Source organism: Aeromonas finlandensis, assembly GCF_000764645.1.
GTDB classification, from domain to species: Bacteria; Pseudomonadota; Gammaproteobacteria; order Enterobacterales; family Aeromonadaceae; genus Aeromonas; species Aeromonas finlandensis.
This window is the reverse complement of the sequence record NZ_JRGK01000034.1, coordinates 1-24,557: the sequence shown is the minus strand read 5'-3', so window position 1 is coordinate 24,557 and position 24,557 is coordinate 1. Positions and strand designations below refer to the sequence as shown.

The following is a 24,557-nucleotide window of genomic DNA, read 5'->3' as shown; positions in this document are numbered from 1 at the left end:
AACCGGGTTCAGGAGGTCAGGCATTATAACCCTGGCCGCACACCGGGTGTACCCGAATCGGGCAGCAGACTCGGCGCAATGGGGGGCGTGTCACGTTGGCCGAGGCGCCTGGCCAGCGCGGAGAGCAGCAGTGGCTCATCCACCTCCATCAGCAAACCGGCCACCAGCGCCCCATATTGACGGTTGGCCAGCTCCACCAGCAGATAGCGCTGAGCCTGTTGCGGCAGGGGCGAGATCACGCTCAGCTGGCGCAGGGCAGGCTCTTTCAGTTGTGGATTATCACTGGCCGCAATCAGCAGAGCGCTGGCTACGCCCCCCTGATGAAACCGGTTGATGGTGGGCAGTGCGGCAAGGGTGTCCTGATCCACTGGCTGACGCCACAGTCGGGCATAGAGGGTCGGTTCACCGGTACGCTGCAACAGATGCAGCAGCAGGCGGTTGTCGGGCAGATAGATATTTTGCGCCGCCAGCTGGCGCGCCGTGCGGCGCCAGAGTGACAACGGCACCTGATCGAAAGCCAGCAGCAAGGCTTGCTGCTGGCGGGCAATATCGGGGTTACCGCGGTAATAGATGGATTTGAGCCGGAAACGGCCCTGCGCCAGTTGCTGGCGATAGCTCGCCTGCCAGCGCTGTTGCTGCCACTGACACAGCAGCAATCGAGCCCGAGCACTGAAATCGTAGGCCGGTTGCTGCACCAGAAAACCGTCCACCTGCTGTTCCACCAGCCACTGGGGAGCCTTGCCCGCCTGAGCTTCCACCCAGGCCTGCAATGCAGGAGAAGCCGGCTCTGACACCGGAATATCGCGCAGCAGTTGCAGCAGCAAAAATTCCCGCTGCTCGCGACTCAGGGTAACAAGCAGGGAGTCGATAGCGGCAAACTGCCCCTGTTGCAAACGGCTCGCCAGATAGCGCTGGTGCGTCTGCAAAATCTCGGCAGTCACCGCAGCCGGAGCTGCCTGCGTATAGGCTGGCATTGCAAACAACAATCCCAGCAAGAACCAGAAAGCGGGTTTCATGACGTCCCTATCCTTGTGGCATCGAGGATTCATAGTACCCAAGCGACCGGAAAACAGATAAACAAAAACCGCGACCAGGGCCGCGGTTTCGTTATTCTGTGACCAGACTTACTTCTGCTGGCGCCGCATGGCGTCGAAGAACTCGTCGTTGGTCTTGGTCATCGCCAACTTGTCGATGAGGAACTCGATGCCGTCAATCTCGCCCATCGGGTGGACAATCTTGCGCAGGATCCACATCTTCTGCAGCTCGTCGCCGGTGGTCAGCAACTCTTCCTTACGGGTGCCGGAGCGAGTGATGTCGATAGCCGGGTAGACACGCTTCTCGGCAATCTTGCGCGAGAGGTGCAGTTCCATGTTACCGGTACCCTTGAACTCTTCGTAGATAACCTCGTCCATCTTGGAGCCGGTATCGATCAGCGCGGTAGCGATGATGGTCAGGCTGCCGCCCTCCTCAACGTTACGTGCAGCACCGAAGAAGCGCTTCGGACGGTGCAGGGCGTTGGCATCCACACCACCGGTCAGTACCTTGCCGGATGACGGGATAACGGTGTTGTAGGCACGGGCCAGACGAGTGATGGAGTCCAGCAGGATCACCACATCTTTCTTGTGCTCGACCAGACGCTTGGCCTTCTCGATCACCATTTCGGCAACCTGAACATGACGGGAAGCAGGCTCGTCGAAGGTGGAAGCGATCACTTCACCCTTCACCATGCGCTGCATCTCGGTCACTTCTTCCGGACGCTCGTCAATCAGCAGAACGATCAGCTCACAGTCCGGGTGGTTGTAGGCGATGCTCTGGGCGATGTTCTGCAGCAGCATGGTCTTACCGGCCTTGGGCGGCGCCACGATCAGGCCACGCTGGCCTTTACCGATGGGGGAAGCCAGGTCCAGTACACGGGCGGTGATATCTTCGGTAGAACCGTTACCCCGTTCCATGCGCAGACGTTCGTTGGCATGCAGGGGGGTAAGGTTTTCAAACAGGATCTTGTTGCGGGAGTTTTCCGGACGGTCGTAGTTGACCTCGTTGACCTTGAGCAGTGCGAAGTAGCGTTCGCCCTCTTTCGGTGGCCGGATCTTGCCGGAGATGGTATCGCCGGTACGCAGGTTGAAGCGGCGGATCTGGCTCGGGGAGACGTAGATATCGTCCGGACCTGCCAGATAGGAGCCGTCTGCACTACGCAGGAAGCCGAAACCATCGGTCAGGATTTCCAGCACACCGTCGCCAAAGATATCTTCGCCACCCTTGGCGTGCGCCTTGAGGATTGCAAAAATAATATCTTTCTTGTGCGCCCGAGCCAGATTTTCCAACCCCATGGATTCGCCAAGCTTGACCAGCTCGGACACAGGAGTGTTCTTTAATTCAGTCAGATTCATAGTGGTGAAAGTCTGTAAGCAAGGATTGAAATGAGGAGACAGTCTGCTGGATTGATGCTGATCGGATTTGATTGCCAGGCTGTGGTTAGCAAAGAGTCAGGCAAAAAGGTTAGCAAACGAGCGATAAACTAGCACCAATCGGGATGAGCGTCTAGGTGATAAAACACAAGGAGCGCATTATTGCAATGCGCTCCTCTTTGATTATTACAGGTTGCCGTCCAGGAACTCTTTCAGCTGAGTCTTGGACAGTGCACCGACCTTGGTCGCTGCCACTTCGCCATTCTTGAACAGCAAGAGGGTCGGGATACCACGAATGCCGTACTTGGGCGGAGTATCAGAGTTATGGTCGATGTTCAGTTTGGCTACGGTCACACGACCTTCGTACTCTTGGGCAACTTCTTCCAGGATCGGGGCAATCATCTTGCACGGACCACACCATTCGGCCCAGAAGTCGACCAGAACGACGCCATCGGCTTTGATTACATCTGCCTCGAAGCTGGCATCGCTCAGCTGAACAATCTTGTCACTCATCTCCAACTCCAGTCAGTAAATAAGGCTTTATTGATACGTCAACAAAGGCAATAGTTGCCCTATTTGAAATGATCCTGTTTATTATTGCAAGCCTAACCTGATAACCTACCGCCATGAGCAAAACACACTTAACGACCGACAAATTCGCCCAAATGGGCCTCGAACCCGAAGTTCTGGCTGGTCTGGAATCAAAGGGATTTCACTATTGCACCCCCATCCAGGCACTGTCTCTGCCACTGCTGGTAGAAGGCCACGACCTTGCCGGTCAGGCTCAGACAGGGACCGGCAAGACCATTGCCTTCCTGGCCGCAACGTTCAACTATTTGCTGACCCACCCGCTGACCAAGCCCCGTCTGGTTAATCAACCCAGAGCCATCATCATGGCGCCCACCCGGGAACTGGCAGTACAGATCTATAACGATGCCGACAGCATCGCCGCATCTACCGGCCTGAAACTCGGCCTCGCCTACGGTGGCGAAGGTTACGACAAGCAGCTGGCCGTGCTGGAACAGGGTGTCGACATCCTGATCGGCACCACAGGTCGCATCATCGACTACTTCAAGTCCAAGGTGATCGATCTGAGCAACATTCAGGTGGTGGTACTGGACGAAGCGGATCGCATGTTCGATCTGGGCTTCATCAAGGACATCCGCTTCCTGTTCCGCCGCATGCCTGCCCCGACCGAGCGTCTGAGCATGCTGTTCTCCGCCACCCTCTCCCTGCGCGTGCAGGAGCTGGCCTATGAACACATGAACCACCCGGAACATGTGCAGGTTGAGCCGGAGCAGATGACTGGCGTACGGATCAAGGAGGAGCTGTTCTACCCCTCCAACGAAGACAAGATGCTGCTGCTGCTCTCCCTGATGGAAGAGGAGTGGCCGGAAAAAGCGATCGTCTTCGCCAACACCAAGCATGTCTGTGAAGACGTTCATGCCTGGCTGGAGAACGATGGCCACCGCGTCGGTCTGCTGACCGGTGACGTGCCGCAGAAGAAGCGGATGAAGATCCTCGAGGATTTCACCAAGGGAGCACTGGACATTCTGGTCGCCACCGACGTGGCCGCCCGTGGTCTGCACATCCCCGACGTGACCCACGTCTTCAACTATGACCTGCCCGACGACGCCGAAGACTATGTACACCGTATCGGTCGTACCGGTCGTGCCGGCAAGAGCGGTCACTCCATCAGCCTGGCCTGTGAAGACTATGCCTTCAACCTGCCAGCCATCGAGGAGTACATCCACCACGCCATTCCGGTCAGCAAATATGACCGCGAAGCGCTGCTGGATGACGTGACTGCGCCGAAACGGGTATTCCGCAACCGTCAGCCGGTGAACCGCAACATGCGGGATCGCCAGGGCGGTGGCCACAGCAACAACCGTCGTCCGCCACGCAAGAGCTAAGGACAGGCCCAGTTGCACAACTCGCCTCTCTATGCTGCCATCGACCTCGGCTCCAACAGCTTTCATATGCTGGTGGTGCGCGAGGTCGCCGGTGCCCTGCGCACCGTCGCCAAGGTCAAGCGCAAGGTTCGCCTCGCTGCCGGGCTCGATCCGGAATTTCGTCTCAGCCGTGCCGCCATGGAGCGGGGCTGGGACTGTCTGCGCCTCTTCTCCGAGCAGCTGCAGGACATTCCGGCCGACAACATCCGGGTAGTGGGTACCGCCACCCTGCGCCTTGCTACCAACGTCGATGAGTTCCTCCGCGAAGCGGAGCGGGTGCTCAACCACAGCATCGAGATCATCTCGGGCGAGGAAGAGGCCAAGACCATCTATGAAGGGGTCTCATGGACCTCTGCCGGGGAAGGCAACCGGCTGGTGATCGACATCGGCGGCGCCAGTACCGAACTGGTGATCGGCGAACATAGCGAAGCAAAACTGCTCAACAGCCTGCACATGGGCTGCGTCACCTGGCTCAACAATCACTTCGGTGATGGCGAGCTCAGCGAAGCGCGCTTCGAGCAGGCGATTGCTGCCGCCAAGGCAGTGCTGGTGAAGGTGGCGGAAGATTACCGCACTCTCGGCTGGCGCACCTGCGTCGGCGCCTCCGGCACGGTACAGGCGCTGCAGGAGATCATGCTGGCACAAGGGAAGAGCGAACGGGTCACATTGCCGAAGTTGCAGGAGCTGATGGGACAGGCCATCGCCTGCGGCAAGCTGGATCGACTGCAGTTGGAAGGGCTGGCGGCCGAGCGGCTGACCGTGTTCCCCTCCGGCCTCGCCATCCTGATCGCCATCTTCGAAACCCTGAACATCGAGAGCATGACCCTCGCGGGCGGCGCCCTGCGCGAAGGGCTGATCTACGGTCTGCTTGGCAACAATCACGACTGTGATGCCCGGGATCGTACCGCCGACAGCCTGATCAGCCGCTATCAGCTGGATAAAGAACACGCCGAGCGGGTACGCGATACCGCCGTCGAAGCATTCAGCCAGCTGCAACCGGCCTGGCGACTCTCCAAACGCTACGGTCGCCCGATCTTGCGTTATGCCGCCCTGCTGCACGAGATCGGCCTCTGCATCGAGTACAAGAAGGCGCCGCAACACGCCGCTTATATCATCGACAACATCGACATGCCGGGCTTTACCCCTGCACAAAAAAAGCTGTTGTCGGCCCTGCTGTTCAACCAGCGGGACGAATTCAAGCTGGAACCGCTGGAGAAACAGGGTGCCGTCACCGGTCGCCAGGCAATCCGGCTGACCCGCATCCTGCGCATCGCGCTGATCCTCTGCATGCGCCGCACCCAGGGCACAGTGCCCCGCTTCACCCTGCAGGCCGAAGAGGAGTCGCTGACCCTGACTTTGCCCAAGGGATGGATGGACGAACACTACCTGCGTGCCAGCGAGCTGCGGCTCGAGGTGGAACGCCAGCAGAAGATGGGCTGGCCGACCCGCGTACAGGAAGCCTGATTCAGCAACCTGCCTGTTTTGGAGCCGATCATGCCGGATTATCAACCCATCAGCTGCGATCTCTACGACTGGCTCGAAATTGCCGCCAGCTGGCAACTGCCGGTGACCCTCGCCAGCCGCGATGGTCGCCAGTGGGATGACAAGATCCGTACCATCGAAGCCAGCGAGGGTGTCGAGTATCTGCTGCTGCACAGTGGCGAGCGGCTCAGTCTGGCAGAGTTGGCGACCCTGCGCCTCTACTGGCAAGGGGAAGATAAGCTGATCCACTTCGCGCCAACCAACTGAATCCTGTACGAAAAAGGAGGGCCAACATGACGTTGGCCCTCCTTTTTTGCATCCGCGACTCACACCGGCCGTTAACCTGCCGCCAATGCCGCCATCACGTAGACATCGAAGCGGTTACCCTTGGTCTCGATGGCCATGCTGGGTTTGTGTTCATTGAGCCAGCCAGCATAGGCTGGGCGCTTTACCACCACCCGCTTGTTCGCCATCTTGAGCGCGGCAGGCAGCAGGGCATCCGCATCGAGATCCGGCCCCACCAGCGACTGGAACACCCGCATCTCTTTTTTCACCAGCGCCGACTTCTGCTTGTGGGGGAACATGGGATCGAGATAGATGACATCAGGCCGCTCGCTCAACGCCAGCAGGTTGTCCACCGCCGGGCCTTGCAGCAGTTGCATCCGCTCGCTGACCCAGGGGCCAATCTCGGGATCCTGCGTCGCCCGCATCAGCCCGTCCTGCAACAGGGCGGCCACCACCGGGCTGCGTTCGATCAGGGTCACCTTGCAACCGAGGGAGGCGAGCACGAAGGCATCGCGCCCCAGCCCGGCGGTCGCATCCACCACGGTCGGTGTGGCACCGGCCTTGAGCCCCACCGCCTTGGCGATGGACTGGCCGCGACCGCCGCCAAATTTGCGGCGATGGGCCACCGCCCCTTCCACGAAGTCCACATAGACGGCACCCAGCTTGGGTTCATCCAGCTTGCGCAGTTCCAGCCTCTCTTCAGTCAGTACCAGCGCAAACTGAGCCGGAAACTCCACGTCGGCAAGGCGTAAACGCAGGGCGTCGAGCTCGCCATCACGGGCGGGGACTTCACTGAAAACCTGAATATGGGGCATAGGGAACAGACTCATGGCACGTACAGAAGCGGCCATGATAACAGAAGCGGTGGATCAGCTCACGACAGTGAGGTTCATCCCCTGACGGTTGAGGGCGAGGTAATCGGTCAGGTCGTCATAGGCCAGCGGACGGCTGAGCAGATAACCCTGAGTAAAGGCACACCCCTTCTGGCAGAGGAAGTTGAGCTGCTCGCGAGTCTCCACCCCTTCGATTACCACCTGCATCCCGAGGTTGTGCACTATGTTGATGATGCCGTCGAGCAGCATGCGATCCTGCTCGTTGAAGGGGATATGGCGCACGAAAGAGCGGTCGATCTTGACCAGATCCACCGGGAAGGTGCGCAGATAGTTGAGGGCCGAGTAGCCGGTACCGAAATCGTCGATGGCCAGCTTGCAGCCCGCCTCGCGCAGGGCATCGATCCGCACCCTGTGCTGATCACTGCTCTCCATCAGCAAGGATTCGGTAATTTCGATGACGATGTCGGCAGGATCGAGCCCAAAATGGTGGATCACCTTGAGCCACTCACTCGCCTCCGGATCGATGGTCTGGAACTCCATGGTGGAGCGGTTGATCGACATCTGCAGATCCGGGAAGCCGGACTGCTGCAACCGCGCCAAATCGCGGCACGACTGCCACAACACCAGCGCTCCCAGCCCCTGAATCAGGCCAGCCTCTTCCGCCAGCGGAATGAACTCGGCAGGGGAGACCTGCCCCCACTGGGGGTGATACCAGCGCACCAGCGCTTCCAGCTTGGCGACCCGTCCACTGCGGTTGTCCCAGATCGGCTGATAGGCCATGGTCAGCTGCTCCAGCTTGATCGCTTCGGCCAAATCCTGCTGCATCTGATGGCGCTGGCGCACCTCTTCCCGCATGGATGAGCAGTAGGCACCGAGCAACCGTCCCTGCCGCTTGGCCGCAAACAGCGCCTGTTCGGCGTTGCGCAGCAGCTCGTCGCTCTCGCTGCCATCGACCGGACAGAGGGTCATGCCGATGGTCGCGGTCACATAGAGATGCTGGTTGGCCAGCATGAAGGGGCGGGCAAAGCTGCCGATCACCTGCTTGGCAAACACCTCAGCCTGACGGCGGGTGACGATGCCGGGCACCAGAAAGGCGAACTCATCGCCACCGATGCGGGCCACCAGATCTTCGGTACGCACCCGGCTCACCAGCCGATCCGACACCTCCCGCAGCAGGGCATCGCCAGCATGGTGATCCATGCTGTTGTTAACCGCCTTGAAGTTGTTGAGGTCGAGCACCATCAACGCAAAGCGCTCGCCCCGCTCGCAGAAGCGGGTGAGACAGCGGCCAAACAGCCAGCGGTTGGGCAGGCTGGTGAGGTTGTCGTAGTTGGCCTGGGTCGCGATCTTCTGCTCGGCCACCTTGGTCTGGGAAAGATCGCTGAAAATGGCGATATATTGGTGGATTTTGCCAGCTTCACGCAGGGTGCTGATCATCAGTTGCTGCGGATAGAGCTTGCCGTTCTTGCGCTTGTTCCATACCTCGCCACGCCACACCCCCACCCGCTCCAGCGCGTGGTACATGTCGGCATAGAAGGTCTGATCGTGCAGCCCGGACTTGAGGATGCTGGGCCGCTGGCCCCGCACCTCGTCACTGCTGTAGCCGGTGATCTGCTCGAAGGCCGGGTTGACCGAGATGATGCGGCTATCGGCATCGCACACCAGAATCGCCTCTGAGAGGTTGTCATAGACCCGGTGAGAGAGCTTGAGCTGCTCCGCATGACGCTTGAGGGGATCGATATTCTCCAGCAGCACCATCAGGTAGTCCGGCTGCTGCTGTTCGTCGCGGATCAGGGTAACGGTCACCCGCCCCCACAGGATCTCGCCCCCCTTGCAGAAGTAGCGCTTCTCCTGGGTGAAACTGCTGCGCTCGCCACGCTGGATCTCTTCGTAACAGGCGATGCTGCGCTGCCAATCCTCGGGGTGATTGATGTCGGAGATGGAGCGATGGAGCAGCTCGTCGAGGGGATAGCCCAGCATCTTTTCAATGGCCGGGTTGGCCCAGAGAATACGGCCGGAGAGATCGAGCTTGCCGATCCCGACCGGCGCCTGAGAGAGCATGCGCTGCAATACATGGGACGAGTCAGGCAGCATCGGTTGCGACTCCATCTGCTGCAACATCAGCGCCAGTTCGCGCCCGGCCAGCGGCCCCAGCAACCTGAGCAGCCCCATCACCTTGCCCATATTGGCCTGCTGCTGGCGATAGAGCAGGCAGCAGATGCCGATAGTCTCGCCATCGGCACTCTTGAGGGCAATACCGGCATAGGCCTGGGCTTGCCACTCCTCGGCGAGCGGCACATCAGGAAAGAGCTGCAGCAGACGATCGCTGAACCAGGCCTCCCCCTCCTGCCAGGTAATGGCATCGGGGCTTGCAGCGCACGGCAACGTCAGGGATTCGGGGTCGAGACAGGAGGGATAGGCAGCCTGCACCGTCAGATGGGTAGCATTTGGTTCCCTGCTGGCGATCAGGACGACATCAGCCATCACAGCAGCGGCGATTTCACTCACAAAGGTATCGAAATATCCCAGGCCGCTCGAATGAGCCAGACTGGAGATGATTTGATAGACGGAATCGAGTGCTCGCCTCATGGCAAGTGGCTTTCTCTCCTTGAAGGTTAGAACACGACTCTACTGAAGAGGCGTGGGCAGTGCAAATATGCAATCAGCAAGATATTAAAAAGCCTTGAAAAAAGGGACCAAAAGGTCCCTTTTTTCGCAGAAATCACGCCTCGATCCCACTATGCCGCAAAAGTGTACCTGCTTGAAGCTCACCCGGGCCGCAGGGCCGGAACGTCAGGCAGCGATCCCGCTATGGCGGAGCAGTGCATCCACCTTGGGCTCGCGGCCACGGAAGGCACGGAACAGCTCCATCGGCTCCTTCGAGCCCCCCTTCTCCAGAATATTCTTCAGGAAGGATTGGCCGGTGGCCGGGTTGAAGATCCCCTCCTCCTCGAAGCGGGAGAAGGCATCGGCAGAGAGCACCTCGGCCCACTTGTAGCTGTAGTAGCCCGCCGCATAGCCGCCCGCAAAGATGTGGGAGAAGCTGTGCTGGAAGCGGTTGAACGCTGGCGGCGTCATCACGGCCACCTGACTGCGCACCTCGTCCAGCAGGGTCGGGATCAGATCCGGGTTGGCCGGATCAAACTCCTGATGGAGGCGGAAGTCGAACAGGGCAAACTCCAGCTGACGCAGCATCTGCATCGCCGCCTGGAAGTTGCGGGCGGTCAGCATCTTCTCCAGCAGATCGGCAGGCAGCGGCTCGCCGGTTTCGTAATGGCCGGAGATAAAGGCCAGCGCCTCGGACTCCCAGCACCAGTTCTCGAGGAACTGGCTCGGCAGCTCCACCGCATCCCACGCCACGCCGTTGATACCGGCGACACCGGCCACATCGATGCGGGTCAGCATATGGTGAATGCCGTGGCCGAACTCGTGGAACAGGGTGACCACTTCGTTGTGGGTGAACAGTGCAGGCTTGCCATCCACCGGGCCGTTGAAGTTGCAGGTCAGGTAGGCCACCGGTTTTTGCAGCGAGCCATCCTGACGGTAGCGACGACCCAGGCAGACATCCATCCAGGCACCGCCCTGCTTGTGCTCGCGGGCGTAGAGGTCGAGGTAGAAGCTGCCGCGCAGCTCATCCTCGGCATCGAAGATATCGTAGAAGCGCACGTCAGGGTGCCAGGTGTCGATGCCGAGGCGCTCGCGCACCTTCATGCCGAACACCCGCTTCACCACCTCGAACAGTCCCTTCACCACCTTGCTGGCGGGGAAGTAGGGGCGCAACTGCTCGTCGGAGATGGAGAACTTGTGCTGCTTGAGCTTCTCGGCGTAATAGGCGAGATCCCAGGCGGCCAGCTCGCTCTGACCATGCTGCTCGGCGGCAAAGGCGCGGATCTCTTCCAGCTCGGCTTTGCCTTGCGGCAGTGATTTGGCCGCCAAATCGGTGAGGAAGCTCACCACCTGTTCGGTCTTGTCCGCCATCTTGGTGGCCAAGGAGAGCTCGGCATAGTTGGCAAAACCGAGCAGCTGGGCCAGTTCGCGGCGCAGGGTGAGAAGCTCGCTCATGATGGAGGAGTTGTCCCACTTGCCCGCATTGGGGCCCTGATCGGAGGCGCGGGTAGTGAAGGCCTGGTACATCTCGGCGCGCAGTTCGCGGTTGTCCGCGTACATCATCACCGGCAGGTAAGAGGGGATATCCAGGGTGAACAGCCACCCCTCTTTGCCCTTGAGCTCGGCCATCTGGCGGGCAGCGGCACGCACGCTGTCGGGCAGACCGGCCAGTTCGGCGTCATCGGCCACCAGCTTGTGCCAGCCCTGGGTCGCATCCAGCACGTTGTTGCTGAAACGGGAGGCCAGCTCGGAGAGGCGAGCCTGAATTTCGCCGTAACGCTGCTGCGCCTCGGCAGGCAGACCGATACCGGAGAGGCGGAAGTCGCGCAGGGTATTCTGGATTTCCTTGCGCTGGGCGCCGCTCAGCAGCGGGAAGTCATCGCTCTGGGAGAGGGCCAGATAGGCCTGATAGAGCCCTTCATGCTGACCGACATAGGTCTGGAATTCGGAGAGCAGCGGCAGGCAGGCGTCATGAGCCTCGCGCAGCGCTTCGCTGTTGAGTACGGAGTTGAGGTGGCTGACCGGTGACCAGATCCGTGACAGACGGTCATTTACCTCTTCCAGCGGGGCAATCAGGCTATCCCAGGTATGGGGTTCACGCTGGGCCAGCACATCGCTGATCTTCTGCTTGCAGTCAGCAATCGCCTGAATCACGGCAGGCTGAACCTGCTCTGGCTTGATCTGGCTGAAAGGGGGCAGAGAATCCATTGTCAGCAAAGGGTTATTCATCCCGGTTACCTCTTGTTTGGTCTTGAACAGACCGCTTTAGCAGCTCTGTATGGCTTTCTAACATGTGGGCAACCCATGCAATAATCAAGCTGGAATCACACTCCAGCCCCCTTTTTGCCATCCGTCTCACAACCGGGGCGCCGCACGCCACCCCGCGTCAGCTCATGACACAAGCCGCCGGGACTGTTCCTCATCTTGCTCGTGCGACAAACCAGAGACAGGCTCACGCCGATTTCGATGACAAGAGCCCTCACCAAGCCTGTGGCCATCAGCGTTTGGCGCCCCTTCAGGCATCGCATTATTTAAACAAAATTCATCTGGAACACATTGAATTATTAACTTTTTCCAAAATGTGACATGCAGGAGAGCGTATTGATTAATTTATCTTTCCCCTCCTACCATATGCGGCTAATTTAGGGGGCCACTTGATTGTCTGTGCCACACAGAGGTCGGGTGAAAAAGGCAATGTGGCTCGAAAGGCCACCACGCAAAGCCACCGGTCTAAGGGATTTTCCTATGACAGCGGGGCTGCCCCCGAAGCCCATCCCTGGATGGGCCTCCTTTTGCAATGTACGGAGCAATGATGAACAAGTTCAAACTCTCCCTGCTGGGCTGCCTGATCGGCGCCACCAGCCCGATGCTGCACGCAGCAACCGCTGGCCAGAGCATGGTCAACCCGCAATCCGGCGTGGTGGTCGGCTACTGGCACAACTGGTGCGGCGGCGCTGGCTACAAGGGCGGTACCGCCCCCTGCGTCAAACTCGATCAGGTCAACCCGCAATACAACGTGGTCGATGTCTCCTTCATGAAGGTGTATGGCAGCAACCCGATCCCGACCTTCAAGCTGGATACCGCCACCGGCATGAGTGAAAGCCAGTTCATCGAGCAGATCGCCGAGCTGAACCGTCAGGGCCGTGCCGTGCTGCTGGCGCTGGGTGGTGCCGATGCCCACATCGAATTGCGCACCGGTCAGGAGCAAGCGTTTGCCGACGAGATCATCCGTCTGGTGGAGACCTATGGTTTCGACGGTCTGGATATCGATCTGGAGCAGGCAGCCGTCACCGCCGCCAACAACCAGACCGTGATCCCGGCCGCCCTGCGCATCGTCAAAGATCACTACCGCGCCCAGGGGAAAAACTTCCTCATCACCATGGCGCCCGAGTTCCCCTACCTGACGGCCAACGGCCTCTACACCCCCTATCTGCGGGCGCTGGAAGGCTACTACGACTGGATCAACCCCCAGTTCTACAACCAGGGTGGCGATGGTATCTGGATCGACGGGATTGGCTGGATTGCCCAGAACAACGATGCCCTGAAAGAAGAGTTCATCTACTACATGGCCGACTCGCTGATCAACGGCACCCGCGGCTACTACAAGATCCCCCACGACAAGCTGGTGTTCGGCATCCCAACCAACGTCGATGCTGCCGCCACCGGTTACGTCAAGAATCCGCAGGATCTGTTCGATGCCTTCAACAAGCTGAAGAGTCAGGGTCAGCCCCTGCGTGGCGTGATGACCTGGTCCATCAACTGGGACATGGGTCGCAACGCCGCCGGTCAGGCCTACAACGAAGCCTTCATCAAGAGCTACGGCCCCTTCATCCACGACCAGGACATCACCCCGCCGGTCGACAACGGCAAGCCGGTGTTCAGCGGCGTGAGCGATACCCGCATCAAGCAGGGCACCGCCTTTGATCCGCTGGCCGGTGTCAGCGCCAACGACAAGGAAGATGGCGACCTGACCGGCCAGATCCAGGTTGAAGGCGCGGTAGACAGCCAGCGCATCGGTCTCTACCCCCTCACCTACAAGGTGAGCGATCGCGACAACAACGTCACCGAGCAGGTGCGTAGTGTCGAGGTCTACAGCATGAAGCCGGTATTCAACGGCATCACCGACACCACGCTGGAGCTGGGCACCCCCTTCGATCCGATGACCGGCGTCAGCGCCCATGACGAAGAAGATGGCGACCTGACCGCCCAGATCAAGGTCAGCGGCAGCGTCGACAGCAACAAGGTCGGCCGCTACGCCCTCACCTATCAGGTGAGCGACAGCGCAGGCCAGCTGGTGACCCAGCAGCGCACCGTGACCGTCAAGGAGCAGGGCGCCATCTGCGAAAACAGCTGGGATGCCAAGAAGGTCTACGTGGGCGGCGACATCGTCAGCCACAACGGCAAGAACTGGCTGGCTGGCTGGTGGACCCAAAACGAAGAGCCGGGCACCACCGGTGACTGGGGGGTCTGGAAAGTCCAGGGCGACAGCGACTGTGACGGTGGCAGCAAGCCGCCGGTGATCGGCAGTAGCGACTTTACCGTCAGCGCCATGGCGGGCGAGTACACCATCGTCAACGGTCAGGTCAGCATCCGTTTCAACGTGACCACCGCCAACCCGGTACAGATCACCGCGACCCTGGAGCAGAACGGCCGCAGCCATGGCACCACCAGCAGCAAGGTGAACGGCACCAGCCCCCTGGTACTGCAAGGCAGCAACGTCACCAATGGCAGCTACGACGTGGTGATCACCGGTCTGGCTGACGGCCAGAAGCCGGTAGTGCAGCGCTTCCCGGTTGCTCTGACCGAAGAGAGCGACAACGGCGGCAGCGATGGCGACTACCCGGCCTACGCCCCCAACACCAGCTATCAGGCCGGTGATCGGGTCAGCAATGCCGGTGGCAACTACGAGTGCAAACCCTGGCCCTACAGCGGCTGGTGTGGCGGCTCGACCAGCCACTATGCGCCGGGTACCGGCACTGCCTGGAGCGATGCCTGGATCAAGCTGTAATCAGCGGGTCATAAAAAAGGGAGCCGTTGGCTCCCTCAGCCACTATGCATCAACCGCGACCGGCTCTGCCTGGAGCGATGCCTGGACCAAGCTGTAATCAGCGGGTCATAAAAAAGGGAGCCATAACGACAGAGGGGGAGCCATCGGCTCCCCCTCTCGTTTATCTCTTCAACCCAACTTAACGGGCATCTTCCTTCAGCCACTGCGCCACGCGCTTGGCAAAATAGGTGAGGATGCCATCAGCCCCGGCACGCTTGAAGCAGAGCAGGGACTCCATGATGCACTCCTTCTCTTTCAGCCAGCCATTCTGGATCGCCGCCATGTGCATGGCGTACTCGCCACTCACCTGATAGGCAAAAGTCGGCACGCCGAACTGATCCTTCACCTGACGGATCACGTCCAGATAGGGCATGCCCGGCTTGACCATCACGCTATCGGCCCCCTCCTGAATATCCAGCGCCACTTCGTGCAGGGCTTCGTTGCTGTTGGCCGGATCCATCTGATAGGTGGCCTTGTTGCTCTTGCCGAGGTTGCCGGCAGAACCGACCGCATCGCGGAACGGGCCGTAGTAGCAGGAGGCGTACTTGGCGGAGTAGGCCATGATCTGGGTGTTGATGAAGCCGTTCTCTTCCAGCGCCGCGCGGATGGCACCGATGCGGCCATCCATCATGTCGGACGGCGCCACGATATCGACCCCGGCCTCGGCATGGGAGAGCGCCTGCTTGATCAGGATCTCGGTGGTGATGTCGTTCAGCACATAGCCTTCGTCATCAATGATGCCGTCCTGACCGTGGGTGGTGAACGGATCGAGCGCCACGTCGGTAATCACCCCCAGCTCCGGGAAGCGGGCCTTGAGGGCACGCACGGTACGCTGGGCCAGCCCGTCCGGGTTGTAGGCCTCTTCCGCCATCAGACTCTTGCTCTCCAGCGGCGTCACCGGGAACAGGGCGATGGCGGGCACACCCAGCGCTACCAATTCCGCAGCCTCTTCCAGCAGCAGATCAATGGAGAGGCGATCCACCCCCGGCATGGAGGGAACGGCTTCCCGACGGTTCTCCCCCTCCAGCACGAACACCGGATAGATGAGATCGTTGACGGTCAGTACGTTCTCGCGCACCAGACGACGGCTGAAATCATGTTTGCGCAGACGGCGCAGGCGGCGGCCCGGAAAGGCGCCCGGAAGAGTTGTAGCCATGAATCACTCCTGGAGAGGAAGTTGGAAGAACGCGGCGGAGGTGGCCCGGGTGTGGGCCAGCAAGGCCTCGGGCGCTTCACCACGACAGGCCGCCACCACATGGGCGATGTGCGGCAAAAAAGCGGGTTCGTTGCGTTTTGGTCTGGGTTTCAAATCCCGCGGCACCAGATAGGGGGCGTCGGTCTCGATCATCAGCCGACCGGCCGGAATGCGGGCCACCTGTTCCCGCAGCAGCTGACCGCGCCGCTCGTCACAGAGCCAGCCGGTCACCCCGATATGCAGCCCCAGCGCCAGACACTCGTCCAGCTCCTCGTCGGAGCCGGTGAAGCAGTGCAGCACAGCCCCCGGCAGTCTGGGCAACCAGGGACGGAGGATCTCGATGAAACGGGCGTGGGCATCGCGACAGTGGAGAAACACCGGCATCCCGAGCTCGGCGGCCAGCGCCAGCTGGGCGTCGAACACCGCATCCTGCACCGGACGGGGAGAGAAGTCGCGGTTGTAGTCGAGACCGCACTCGCCGATGGCGACCACCTGCGGCAGCGCCGCCAGCTCGCGCAGGGCGGGCAGGGTCGCTTCATCGACACTCTTGGCATCGTGGGGATGGACCCCAGCGGTGGAGAAGCAGTAGCCCGGCCAGCGGGCGGCCAACTCGGCGCTCTCACGGCTGCCGTCCAGATCGGTACCGGTGAGGATCAGAGCCTCCACCCCGGCGACACGGGCACGAGCCACCAGCTCAGGCTGTTCACCGGCAAACTGGCTGCTGGTCAGGTTTAAACCGATATCGATCATGGGATGAGACGTTCCGAACAAAAGGAAGACATATCAGGTATTTGAAAACCATCTACCGAATGGGGTCTTACCATACGCCTCGAACGGGAACATGAAAAGAGGAAGGGAGCCTCAGCTCCCCTCGTTCTGCTATTCCTGCGGACTTCGTCATCCTCTCGCCGTCCGGCAAACAGGTGACGAACAGAGCCTCAGCTCTCCCCATCCGGTTGTTCCTGTTGCTCTTCATCCTCTTTCCTCACGTAGAAGCGGGCGAAGAACAGACCTATCTCCCACAGCGCCCACATCGGGATGGCGAGCAGGGTCTGGGAGAAGACATCAGGCGGCGTCAGCAGCATGCCGACCACAAACACCCCGACGATGACGTAGGGACGCTTCTCTTTCAGACTCTTGGGGCTGGTCACCCCGGTCCAACAGAGCAGGATGGTGGCCACCGGGATCTCGAACGCTACCCCGAACGCGAAGAACAGGGTCAGCACGAAGTCCAGATAGCTGGCGATATCGGTCGCCACCGTCACCCCGGCGGGGGCGGTACTGGTGAAGAAACCGAACACCAGCGGGAACACCACGTAGTAGGCGAACGCCATCCCCGCATAGAACAACAGGGCACTGGAGACCACCAACGGCATGATGAGCCGCCGCTCATGCTGGTACAGACCGGGGGCGATAAAGGCCCAGGCCTGATAGAGCAGGTAGGGGATCGCCACGAAGAAGGAGACCACCAGAGTCAACTTGATCGGCGTCAGGAAGGGGGTCGCCACATCCGTCGCTATCATGCTGGTCCCTTCGGGCAACTGGCTGAGCAGCGGCTGGGCCACGAAGTCGTAGATGTTGTTGGAGAAGTAGATCAGCGCTAGGAAGACCACCAGAATGGCGGAAATGGAGCGCAGTAAACGGGTTCTCAGCTCAACCAGATGGCTGATCAGGGGTTGTTCGGCCTGACTCATGGCTTCACCTCCCCTTTAGCGGCTGACTCGTTGACAACCTCACCGACCAGCTCCCTCTCCCGCTGGCTGTTGACCGGCGGCACGTCGTGGCTCAGCTGCACCGCAGGCTCCACCGGCGTGGCAGGTTCAGCCTGGACGACCGGCTCGGGACGCGGCGGACGGATTTCGTTCTCCACCTGATAGGGGCGATTGACCGACTGGGCCGCCGCCTTGAGCTGTTCGATGGACTCCTGCAGCTCGGGGCTCAGGTTGCTCATCTGCAGTTGCTCAGCCTTCTTAAGATCGTTGTGCAGCTCTTGCAACTTGAGCTCCTGCTCCAGCTCGGTCTTGACCGAGTTGGCGGTCGAACGGATAAGCCGTATCCAGTGACTTGCCGTGCGAATGGCCTCTGGCAACCGCTCGGGCCCCAGCACCACCAACGCGACGACAGCGATAACAACCAGCTCCCAGAAACCGATATCGAACATGGCTTAGGCCTGATCTTTGTCTTTCTGCTTGGCGGCATCACTGCTCTGAGTGGCCGCTTCGTTCAGCTGTTTCGGGGGAAACTCGGCATCTTTCTGCTCGGCCTTGGCATCGGCCGGCTCGTCGGAGAGTGCTTTCTTGAACCCTTTGACCGCCGCGCCCAGATCACCGCCAATCCCGCGCAGTTTCTTGGTACCGAACAGCAGCACGACGATGACTGCGATGATCAACAATTGCCAAATACTGATACCACCCATGACTTTCTCTCCAGAACAGGCGCCTGATGGCGCGGTTTTTGTTTAATGGGAACGGGTTCGCAACCAGCCGACCAGCCAGCAGAGTGCTGCACCGGCGAGACTGAATTGTCCCCACTCAATATGTTGTTTTTGGGTCAGCAAGAATACACCCGCCAATAGCAGACTGGCTCCAACCCCTAAGAGGTAGCGGGCCTGCCCCTGCCGACGACTGTGACGGCGGAATTCGTCAAACATCTGGTCGAAATGACGCTGCTGATGACGGGTCTGGCGCAGGGTCTCATAGACCAGCTCCGGCAGCTCCGGCAGCTTCTCAGCCCAGAATGGCGCCTTCTCCTTGATGGCGTTCCACACCGCTTTCGGCCCTACCTGCTCATGCATCCAGTTTTCCAGATAGGGCTTGGCGGTCTGCCACAAATCGAGCTGCGGGTAGAGCTGACGCCCCAACCCTTCCACATAGAGCAGGGTCTTTTGCAGCAGCACCAGCTGCGGCTGCACCGTCATATGGAAGCGGCGGGCTGTGTTGAACAGGTTGAGCAGCACGTGACCAAACGAAATTTCGGAGAGCGGCTTCTCGAAGATGGGCTCCAGCACGGTACGGATGGCGAACTCGAACTCGTCCACCTTGGTGTCTGCCGGTACCCAACCAGACTCCACATGCAGCTCCGCCACCCGGCGATAGTCGCGGTTGAAGAAGGCGAGGAAGTTCTCCGCCAGATAGCGTTTGTCTTCCCGATTGAGGGTGCCGACGATGCCGCAGTCGATACCGATCCAGAGCGGGTTTTCCGGGTGCTCATAGGAGACGAAGATGTTGCCCGGGTGCATATCGGCGTGGAAGAAGCTGTCGCGGAACACCTGGGTGAAGAAGACCTCCACCCCGCGCTCGGCCAGCAGCTTCATGTTGGTGCCGTTGGCTTCCAGCGCCGCAATGTCGGAGACCGGAATGCCGTAGATGCGTTCCATCACCAGCACCTGCTCGCGGCAGAGGTCGGTGATGATTTCAGGCACATAGAGCGCCTCTGAGCCGGTGAAATTGCGGCGCAGCTGGATGGCGTTGGCCGCTTCGCGCATCAGGTTGAGCTCGTCGAGGATAGTCTTGCGATACTCCTCCACCACCTCAATGGGGCGCAGCCGCGCGCTCTGGGGCACGAAACGGGCCACCAGACGGGCCAGCGCCCGCATCAAGCGCAGATCGGCGTCGATGACCGGCTCGATATCGGGACGGATCACCTTGATGACGATCTCGCGGCCACTCTCCTTCAAGCGGGCGGTGTGCACCTGCGCGATGGAGGCCGACGCCAGCGGCGTCTCGTCGAAGTCGTCAAACAGGGTTTCGATGGGGCAACCCAGGCTCAACTCGATCTGCTGGCGCGCCGCCTGACCACAGAAGGGGGGCACCCTGTCCTGCAGCAGAGCCAGCTCCTCGGCGATATCCGGCGGCAACAGGTCGCGGCGGGTCGAGAGCATCTGGCCAAACTTGATGAAGATGGGGCCAAGAGCTTCGAAGGCGAGACGAATGCGGGCACCGCGGCTGAGATCCGGTTGCTTGTTCTTGAGCCAGAACAGGGAGCGACGGGCTAGACGACCCGGCCAGGGTTGATAGCGGGCGGGCACCAGTTCGTCGATGCCCTGCTCCAGCAGGATGGTGATGATGCGATAGAGGCGTTTGAACTCCTTCGGGGTCATCAGGTCACCTGCTGTTCGAAGCGGGCCAGCCGCAGTTCGACGGCCTTGAGCTGCTGGGCCAGCACCTCAACGTCATCGTTAAAGCTCGCCACTTCCAGCGGGCCGGGTGCGAGGCGGGCCTCTTCGGTCAGATATTCCGCCAGCTGGCTGCGGGTGCGGCACAGTTCGCGGCCGACCAGACGACGCGCCTGACGGGCACCGCTGAACAGGGTATGGGCCAGCACGTCGCCGGTATAGCGCGACAGCTCCTCTTCCCAGTCGATATCCAGCTCGCCCAGCAGCACGCTGAATGCCTGTACCAGCTGGGGATCGCCGCTCAGATCCAGCTTCTCCTCGCGGATATAGCGGGTCAGGGCGGACGGGTCTTTCAGCAGACCGAGGGCGGTCAGGGAGAGGCTAAGCACCGCATCGGCCTCCCCTTCATGCTGGGCCAGCACATCCAGCCGACGCTCGGAGAAGACAAACCAGAGGGGCTTGAGTTCACGCAGCTCCAGCTTGAGCACCTTGCCCACCAGTTTGCGCAGCCGCTCCGGGCTCTGTTTGTCCAGCGACAGCAACTGGTTGAGGCTGGTTTCGATCACCGCGGTGACCATGGCATCCATCGGCATAGGCAACCTTAAAACTTGTAACCGCGGTGCAGGGCGACCACACCCTGAGTCAGGTTGAAGAACTCGACCTGCTCGAACCCGACATTTTCCATCATGCCAGCCAGGGTCTGCTGATCCGGATGCATACGGATGGACTCTGCCAGATATTTGTAGCTTTCACCGTCGTTCGCGACGATTTCGCCCATTTTCGGCAGTAGTTTGAAGGAGTAGAGGTCATAGAGCTTGGCGATCACTTCGCTGACCGGCTTGGAGAACTCCAGCACCAGCAGACGGCCACCCGGCTTGAGCACCCGGAACATGGAGGCGAGCGCCTTGTCCTTGTCGGTGACGTTGCGCAGGCCGAAGCCGATGGTGATGATGTCGAAGTGGTTATCCGGGAAGGGGAGCGCTTCGGCGTTGGCCTGTACGTAGGAGACGTTGTTGGCGACCCCCAGATTGCGCAGCTTGTCGCGGCCCACTTTCAGCATGGAGTCGTTGATATCCGCCAGCACCACCTGACCGGTCTCGCCGACGATGCGGGAGAACTTGGCGGTCAAGTCACCGGTGCCACCGGCCAGATCCAGCACCTTCTGGCCCTTGCGCACACCGGAGCAGTCGATGGTGAAGCGCTTCCACAGGCGGTGGATGCCGAACGACATCAGATCGTTCATCAGATCATACTTGGCTGCCACCGAATGGAAGACACCTGCTACCAGAGTTTCCTTCTCGGTCGCGGCCACGGTTTTAAAGCCAAAATGCGTTGTCGTTGCTTGTTCTGACATCCCTTAAACACCCATAGAGCAAAGAATGGCCGCCAGTTTACCAGAGCCACTGGCGTCCGGACACCTTAAACCCGGCTCGCAACCAACTGCATGCCCAGCACAACCATGGCCAGACAGAGGAAGAGATTGAGACCGATATTGAGCAGCGCTTTCAGATAAGCCCCATGTTGGGCCAGCACCACCGTATCGAGGGCAAAGGAAGAGAAGGTGGTCAGGGCACCGAGGATCCCCACCATCAGCAGCGGCTTGAGCGGATGCTCGGCCACATGCCCGTGCAGAATGAGGGCATAGGCCACCCCCATGATGAAAGAGCCCACCACGTTGACCACCAGAGTCCCGTAAGGAAAGTGGCGCCCCAGCAGCAAGGCCATCAGTTCGGCAATCCCAAAACGAAGGCAGGCGCCGATGGCGCCCCCTGCAGCAACATAGAACCAGGTTTGCATGGTGTCACTCCCTCAGGGTAAGGTCGCCATTATGTCGCAATGGCGGCCCTTGTGCCCAGAGGGGGAACTAATCGACATCCAGCCTGATTGAAAACTCAGCGGCGAAAATCGATCGGCTCGGGCTGACCCAGCACGATTTCGGTCTGGGCCGGTCTGGTCTGGGCAATCACCTTGCCGTGACGGATTGAATAGCGCACCGGCACCTGACGACGCACCGCATCGAAGCCGTTTTCGGCGGGCAGGATCAGCAAGTTGGCCGGTTTGCCCACCTCGATGCCATAGCGATCCTGCACATTCAGGGTGCGAGCGCTGTGGCTGCTGATCAGCTTCAAACCGTCGTTGATCTGCTCGTAACCCATGATCTGACAGACATGCAGCCCCATGTGCAGCACCTGCAACATGTTGGCAGTGCCCATGGGGTACCAGGGATCGAACACGTCGTCGTGACCGAAGCAGACGTTGATGTTCGCCTCCAGCATCTCCTTTACCCGGGTGATACCACGGCGCTTGGGATAGGTATCGAAGCGCCCTTGCAGGTGAATGTTCACCAGCGGATTGGCCACGAAGTTGAGGTCCGCCATCTTGAGCAGCCGGAACAGGCGGGAAGCATAAGCCCCGTTGTAGGAGTGCATGGCGGTGGTGTGGCTGGCCGTCACCCGATGGCCGATACCGCGCTCGTAGGCCAGGGTCGCCAGCGTCTCGATAAAGCGGGACTGCTCGTCATCAATTTCGTCGCAGTGCACATCGACCAAAACCTGATACTTCTCGGCAAGATCGAAGATGTAGTGCAAACTTTCGACCCCATATTCCCGGGTAAACTCGAAATGGGGGATCGCGCCGATCACGTCGGCACCCAGCTTGAGCGCCTCCTCCAGCAGTGCCTTGCCGTTGGGGTAGGAGAGGATCCCCTCCTGCGGGAAAGCAACAATTTGCAGCTCCACCCACTCCTTCATCTCCTCCCGCACCTCCAGCATCGCCTTCAGGGCCACCAGATTGGGGTCGGAGACATCGACGTGAGTGCGCACAAACTGGATGCCGTTGGCGATCTGCCACTTCAGTGTCTGGATGGCACGTTGCTTCACATCCTCATGGGTCAGCAGCGCCTTGCGCTCGGCCCAGCGCTCGATCCCCTCGAACAGGGTGCCGGAGAGATTCCAGCTCGGCTCGCCCGCTGTCTGGGTGGTATCGAGGTGAATATGGGGTTCGATAAAGGGAGCGATGGCCAGACCGCCCTCCCCGTCCAGCACCCGACCGGCGACGGCATGCTCGTCATGGGGTTCGATGGCGGTGATGACCCCATCCTGACAGCGGATCTGCCACAACCCTTCCCGATCGGCAAAACGAATATGTTGAATCAGCATTTGTTAGCTTCCTGTACCAGAACCGGCCGCGGGGTGAGGCGAACCAGAATGAAATAGGTGAAGGCGGCGCCCAATACCGCGTTGAGTGGCACTATGCCCGGCAGCCACTTGCCGACAGCCACCCCGACTGCCGTGGCGACCAGCGCCTGCCAGCGCACCGTCTCGAACTGCTGATCGGCAAACTGACGGTAACGCTCACGATTGAGCAGGAAATCCATGATGATAATGCCACCGATCGGCGGAATTGCCGTACTCAAAAAGGCCAGCCAGCCGACAAAGTTGTTATAGAGCCAGAGGGCGCAAGCCGTTCCAATCAGGCCGTTGATCACGCTGAGGGGCTTGCTCTTGAGACCGGTAATGTTGGCAAAACCGAGACCGGAGGCGTAGAGAGCGTTGTCGTTGGTGGTCCAGATATTGAGGCCCAGCACCAGAATGGCGGGGATCAGCAGGCCCTGCATCAGCATCACTTCCGAGATATCAGCCTGCCCGGTCACCGCCGCACCGGCTGCGCCGAAGATGAACATCAGAGTGTTGCCCAAAAAAAACGCCACCATGGTAATCATGACGGCGCCCCAGGGTTTGCGACCAAATCGAACAAAGTCGGCGGTCAGGGTTCCTGCACTGATAAAGGAACCGACCACCATGGTCAGCGCCGTGGTGAACTCGATGGGGTTGGTCGGTTGCACCTGCTGCAGCGCCGCCATGCCACCGGTCGAGGTCACCGCCAGCCAGACCGAGTAACCACCGAGCAGTGCGATAGCCGGTACGGCCACAAAGCTCAGTACCATCAGGGCGGAGATCCCGAAGTAGACGGTCACCGTCATCAGAATGCCCGAAATGGCGATCAGCCAGTTCACATCGATCCCGGTCGCCTTCTGCGCCGGTAGCGCAAACATGGCCACGCCAACGCCAAACCAGCCGACCTGAGTACCGCCAAGCAGCAGCGAAGGCAGCCAGGAACCTTTCACCCCAAAGGAGTAACGAGCCAGCAGATGGGTAGAGAGGCCGGTTGAAGCACCGATATAACCGAGACAAGCGGTGTAGATCCCCAGCAACAAGTTGCCGATCAGTACCGCCTTGATGAAGTCATCGAACACCAGCCCGGTACCGAGCGCCCCGCCGGTCCACATGCTGGCAGAGAAGAAAGTCAGGCCGAGCATCACCAGCATCAGCGACAGCACACCTTTGCGCCCTTTGGCGGGAACCGCCCCCAAACAGTATTCGTTATCCTGCGCCATGCTCTCTCTCCACGTAATAGGCAAAACGCGCCGGATTTTACATGTAAAACGTTTTACGTCAATCAAACCGCGATGAATATTGCGAAATTAATGAGTTTTGTGGTCAAACGAACCACAAAAATGGGGAGTAATGGAGATGTATGAAACCCTGTGAAATGGCGATCAGCAGAGAATATGGTGAATTTTTACCGAGAGACAAATGCAAAAAAGCCTCCCTTTTCAGGGAGGCTTTTGCTTT

The 24,557-nt window shown here is 60.0% G+C and carries 21 protein-coding genes and 1 riboswitch; of the genes, 4 read left to right on the top strand and 17 right to left on the bottom strand.

What is annotated here, in order from left to right; genetic code table 11:
- Positions 1 to 23: 23 nt before the first annotated feature.
- The 3 genes from LD28_RS0104780 to trxA all read right to left on the bottom strand — a co-directional run bounded on the left by LD28_RS0104780 (position 24) and on the right by trxA (position 2,921).
- Positions 24 to 1,016 (bottom strand): hypothetical protein, encoded by a 993-nt coding sequence (locus tag LD28_RS0104780; protein WP_033135869.1) that lies wholly within the window; start codon positions 1,014 to 1,016, stop codon positions 24 to 26.
- A 108-nt stretch (positions 1,017 to 1,124) separates the two neighbouring features.
- Positions 1,125 to 2,390: a transcription termination factor Rho gene (gene rho / locus LD28_RS0104775; RefSeq protein ID WP_005342418.1), complete on the bottom strand. Its 1,266-nt coding sequence runs from the start codon at positions 2,388 to 2,390 to the stop codon at positions 1,125 to 1,127.
- A gap of 204 nt (positions 2,391 to 2,594) precedes the next feature.
- On the bottom strand, positions 2,595 to 2,921 hold the full coding sequence (gene trxA / locus LD28_RS0104770) for a thioredoxin TrxA (protein ID WP_033135868.1): 327 nt from the start codon (positions 2,919 to 2,921) through the stop codon (positions 2,595 to 2,597).
- 113 nt (positions 2,922 to 3,034) lie between these two features.
- Here trxA and rhlB point away from each other — a divergent pair, with 113 nt between their 5' ends.
- The 3 genes from rhlB to LD28_RS0104755 are packed head-to-tail and all read left to right on the top strand — an operon-like array spanning position 3,035 to position 6,109.
- On the top strand, positions 3,035 to 4,321 hold the full coding sequence (gene rhlB, locus LD28_RS0104765) for an ATP-dependent RNA helicase RhlB (protein WP_033135867.1): 1,287 nt from the start codon (positions 3,035 to 3,037) through the stop codon (positions 4,319 to 4,321).
- 12 nt (positions 4,322 to 4,333) lie between these two features.
- Positions 4,334 to 5,824, top strand: coding sequence for a guanosine-5'-triphosphate,3'-diphosphate diphosphatase (gene gppA / locus LD28_RS0104760; protein ID WP_033135866.1), 1,491 nt, complete (start codon positions 4,334 to 4,336; stop codon positions 5,822 to 5,824).
- 30 nt (positions 5,825 to 5,854) lie between these two features.
- Positions 5,855 to 6,109 carry a Rho-binding antiterminator gene (locus LD28_RS0104755; protein ID WP_033135892.1) on the top strand — a complete coding sequence of 85 codons (255 nt, stop codon included), beginning with the start codon at positions 5,855 to 5,857 and terminating at the stop codon, positions 6,107 to 6,109.
- 71 nt (positions 6,110 to 6,180) lie between these two features.
- Here LD28_RS0104755 and LD28_RS0104750 read toward each other — a convergent pair whose 3' ends face one another.
- The 3 genes from LD28_RS0104750 to prlC all read right to left on the bottom strand — a co-directional run bounded on the left by LD28_RS0104750 (position 6,181) and on the right by prlC (position 11,796).
- Positions 6,181 to 6,942, bottom strand: coding sequence for a class I SAM-dependent methyltransferase (locus LD28_RS0104750; RefSeq protein ID WP_420911699.1), 762 nt, complete (start codon positions 6,940 to 6,942; stop codon positions 6,181 to 6,183).
- A gap of 54 nt (positions 6,943 to 6,996) precedes the next feature.
- Positions 6,997 to 9,549, bottom strand: coding sequence for a putative bifunctional diguanylate cyclase/phosphodiesterase (locus LD28_RS0104745; protein WP_033135865.1), 2,553 nt, complete (start codon positions 9,547 to 9,549; stop codon positions 6,997 to 6,999).
- 204 nt (positions 9,550 to 9,753) lie between these two features.
- Complete coding sequence (prlC, locus tag LD28_RS0104740) at positions 9,754 to 11,796, bottom strand: oligopeptidase A (protein WP_033135864.1); 2,043 nt, start codon at positions 11,794 to 11,796, stop codon at positions 9,754 to 9,756.
- Between the two features lie 451 nt (positions 11,797 to 12,247).
- Positions 12,248 to 12,332, top strand: a riboswitch (cyclic di-GMP riboswitch).
- A 47-nt stretch (positions 12,333 to 12,379) separates the two neighbouring features.
- Here prlC and LD28_RS23900 point away from each other — a divergent pair.
- Positions 12,380 to 14,575, top strand: coding sequence for an immunoglobulin-like domain-containing protein (locus LD28_RS23900; RefSeq protein WP_033135863.1), 2,196 nt, complete (start codon positions 12,380 to 12,382; stop codon positions 14,573 to 14,575).
- A gap of 178 nt (positions 14,576 to 14,753) precedes the next feature.
- Here the strand turns inward: LD28_RS23900 and hemB are convergent, their stop codons facing one another.
- The 11 genes from hemB to codB all read right to left on the bottom strand — a co-directional run bounded on the left by hemB (position 14,754) and on the right by codB (position 24,319).
- Positions 14,754 to 15,770: a porphobilinogen synthase gene (hemB, locus tag LD28_RS0104730; RefSeq protein ID WP_033135862.1), complete on the bottom strand. Its 1,017-nt coding sequence runs from the start codon at positions 15,768 to 15,770 to the stop codon at positions 14,754 to 14,756.
- Positions 15,771 to 15,773: 3 nt separating this feature from the next.
- Positions 15,774 to 16,559 carry a TatD family hydrolase gene (locus LD28_RS0104725; RefSeq protein ID WP_033135861.1) on the bottom strand — a complete coding sequence of 262 codons (786 nt, stop codon included), beginning with the start codon at positions 16,557 to 16,559 and terminating at the stop codon, positions 15,774 to 15,776.
- A 188-nt stretch (positions 16,560 to 16,747) separates the two neighbouring features.
- Positions 16,748 to 17,503, bottom strand: coding sequence for a twin-arginine translocase subunit TatC (gene tatC, locus LD28_RS0104720; RefSeq protein ID WP_033135860.1), 756 nt, complete (start codon positions 17,501 to 17,503; stop codon positions 16,748 to 16,750).
- Positions 17,500 to 17,970: a Sec-independent protein translocase protein TatB gene (tatB, locus tag LD28_RS0104715; RefSeq protein WP_033135859.1), complete on the bottom strand. Its 471-nt coding sequence runs from the start codon at positions 17,968 to 17,970 to the stop codon at positions 17,500 to 17,502. The genes tatC and tatB overlap by 4 nt, the downstream gene beginning before the upstream one ends.
- 3 nt (positions 17,971 to 17,973) lie before the next feature.
- Positions 17,974 to 18,225 (bottom strand): Sec-independent protein translocase subunit TatA, encoded by a 252-nt coding sequence (tatA, locus tag LD28_RS0104710; protein WP_033135858.1) that lies wholly within the window; start codon positions 18,223 to 18,225, stop codon positions 17,974 to 17,976.
- A gap of 42 nt (positions 18,226 to 18,267) precedes the next feature.
- Complete coding sequence (gene ubiB, locus LD28_RS0104705; RefSeq protein ID WP_033135857.1) at positions 18,268 to 19,908, bottom strand: ubiquinone biosynthesis regulatory protein kinase UbiB; 1,641 nt, start codon at positions 19,906 to 19,908, stop codon at positions 18,268 to 18,270.
- A complete protein-coding gene (locus LD28_RS0104700) occupies positions 19,908 to 20,516 on the bottom strand; it encodes a ubiquinone biosynthesis accessory factor UbiJ (RefSeq protein ID WP_033135856.1) in 609 nt (202 codons plus the stop codon). The genes ubiB and LD28_RS0104700 overlap by 1 nt, the downstream gene beginning before the upstream one ends.
- Positions 20,517 to 20,524: 8 nt before the next feature.
- Complete coding sequence (gene ubiE / locus LD28_RS0104695) at positions 20,525 to 21,277, bottom strand: bifunctional demethylmenaquinone methyltransferase/2-methoxy-6-polyprenyl-1,4-benzoquinol methylase UbiE (RefSeq protein ID WP_033135855.1); 753 nt, start codon at positions 21,275 to 21,277, stop codon at positions 20,525 to 20,527.
- A 65-nt stretch (positions 21,278 to 21,342) separates the two neighbouring features.
- Positions 21,343 to 21,720: a fluoride efflux transporter CrcB gene (crcB, locus tag LD28_RS0104690; RefSeq protein WP_033135854.1), complete on the bottom strand. Its 378-nt coding sequence runs from the start codon at positions 21,718 to 21,720 to the stop codon at positions 21,343 to 21,345.
- A gap of 95 nt (positions 21,721 to 21,815) precedes the next feature.
- Complete coding sequence (locus tag LD28_RS0104685) at positions 21,816 to 23,081, bottom strand: cytosine deaminase (RefSeq protein ID WP_033135853.1); 1,266 nt, start codon at positions 23,079 to 23,081, stop codon at positions 21,816 to 21,818.
- Entirely contained in the window at positions 23,075 to 24,319 is a 1,245-nt protein-coding gene (codB, locus tag LD28_RS0104680; protein ID WP_033135852.1) for a cytosine permease, read from the bottom strand. Before codB ends, LD28_RS0104685 begins: the two co-directional genes overlap by 7 nt.
- Positions 24,320 to 24,557: the final 238 nt, after the last annotated feature.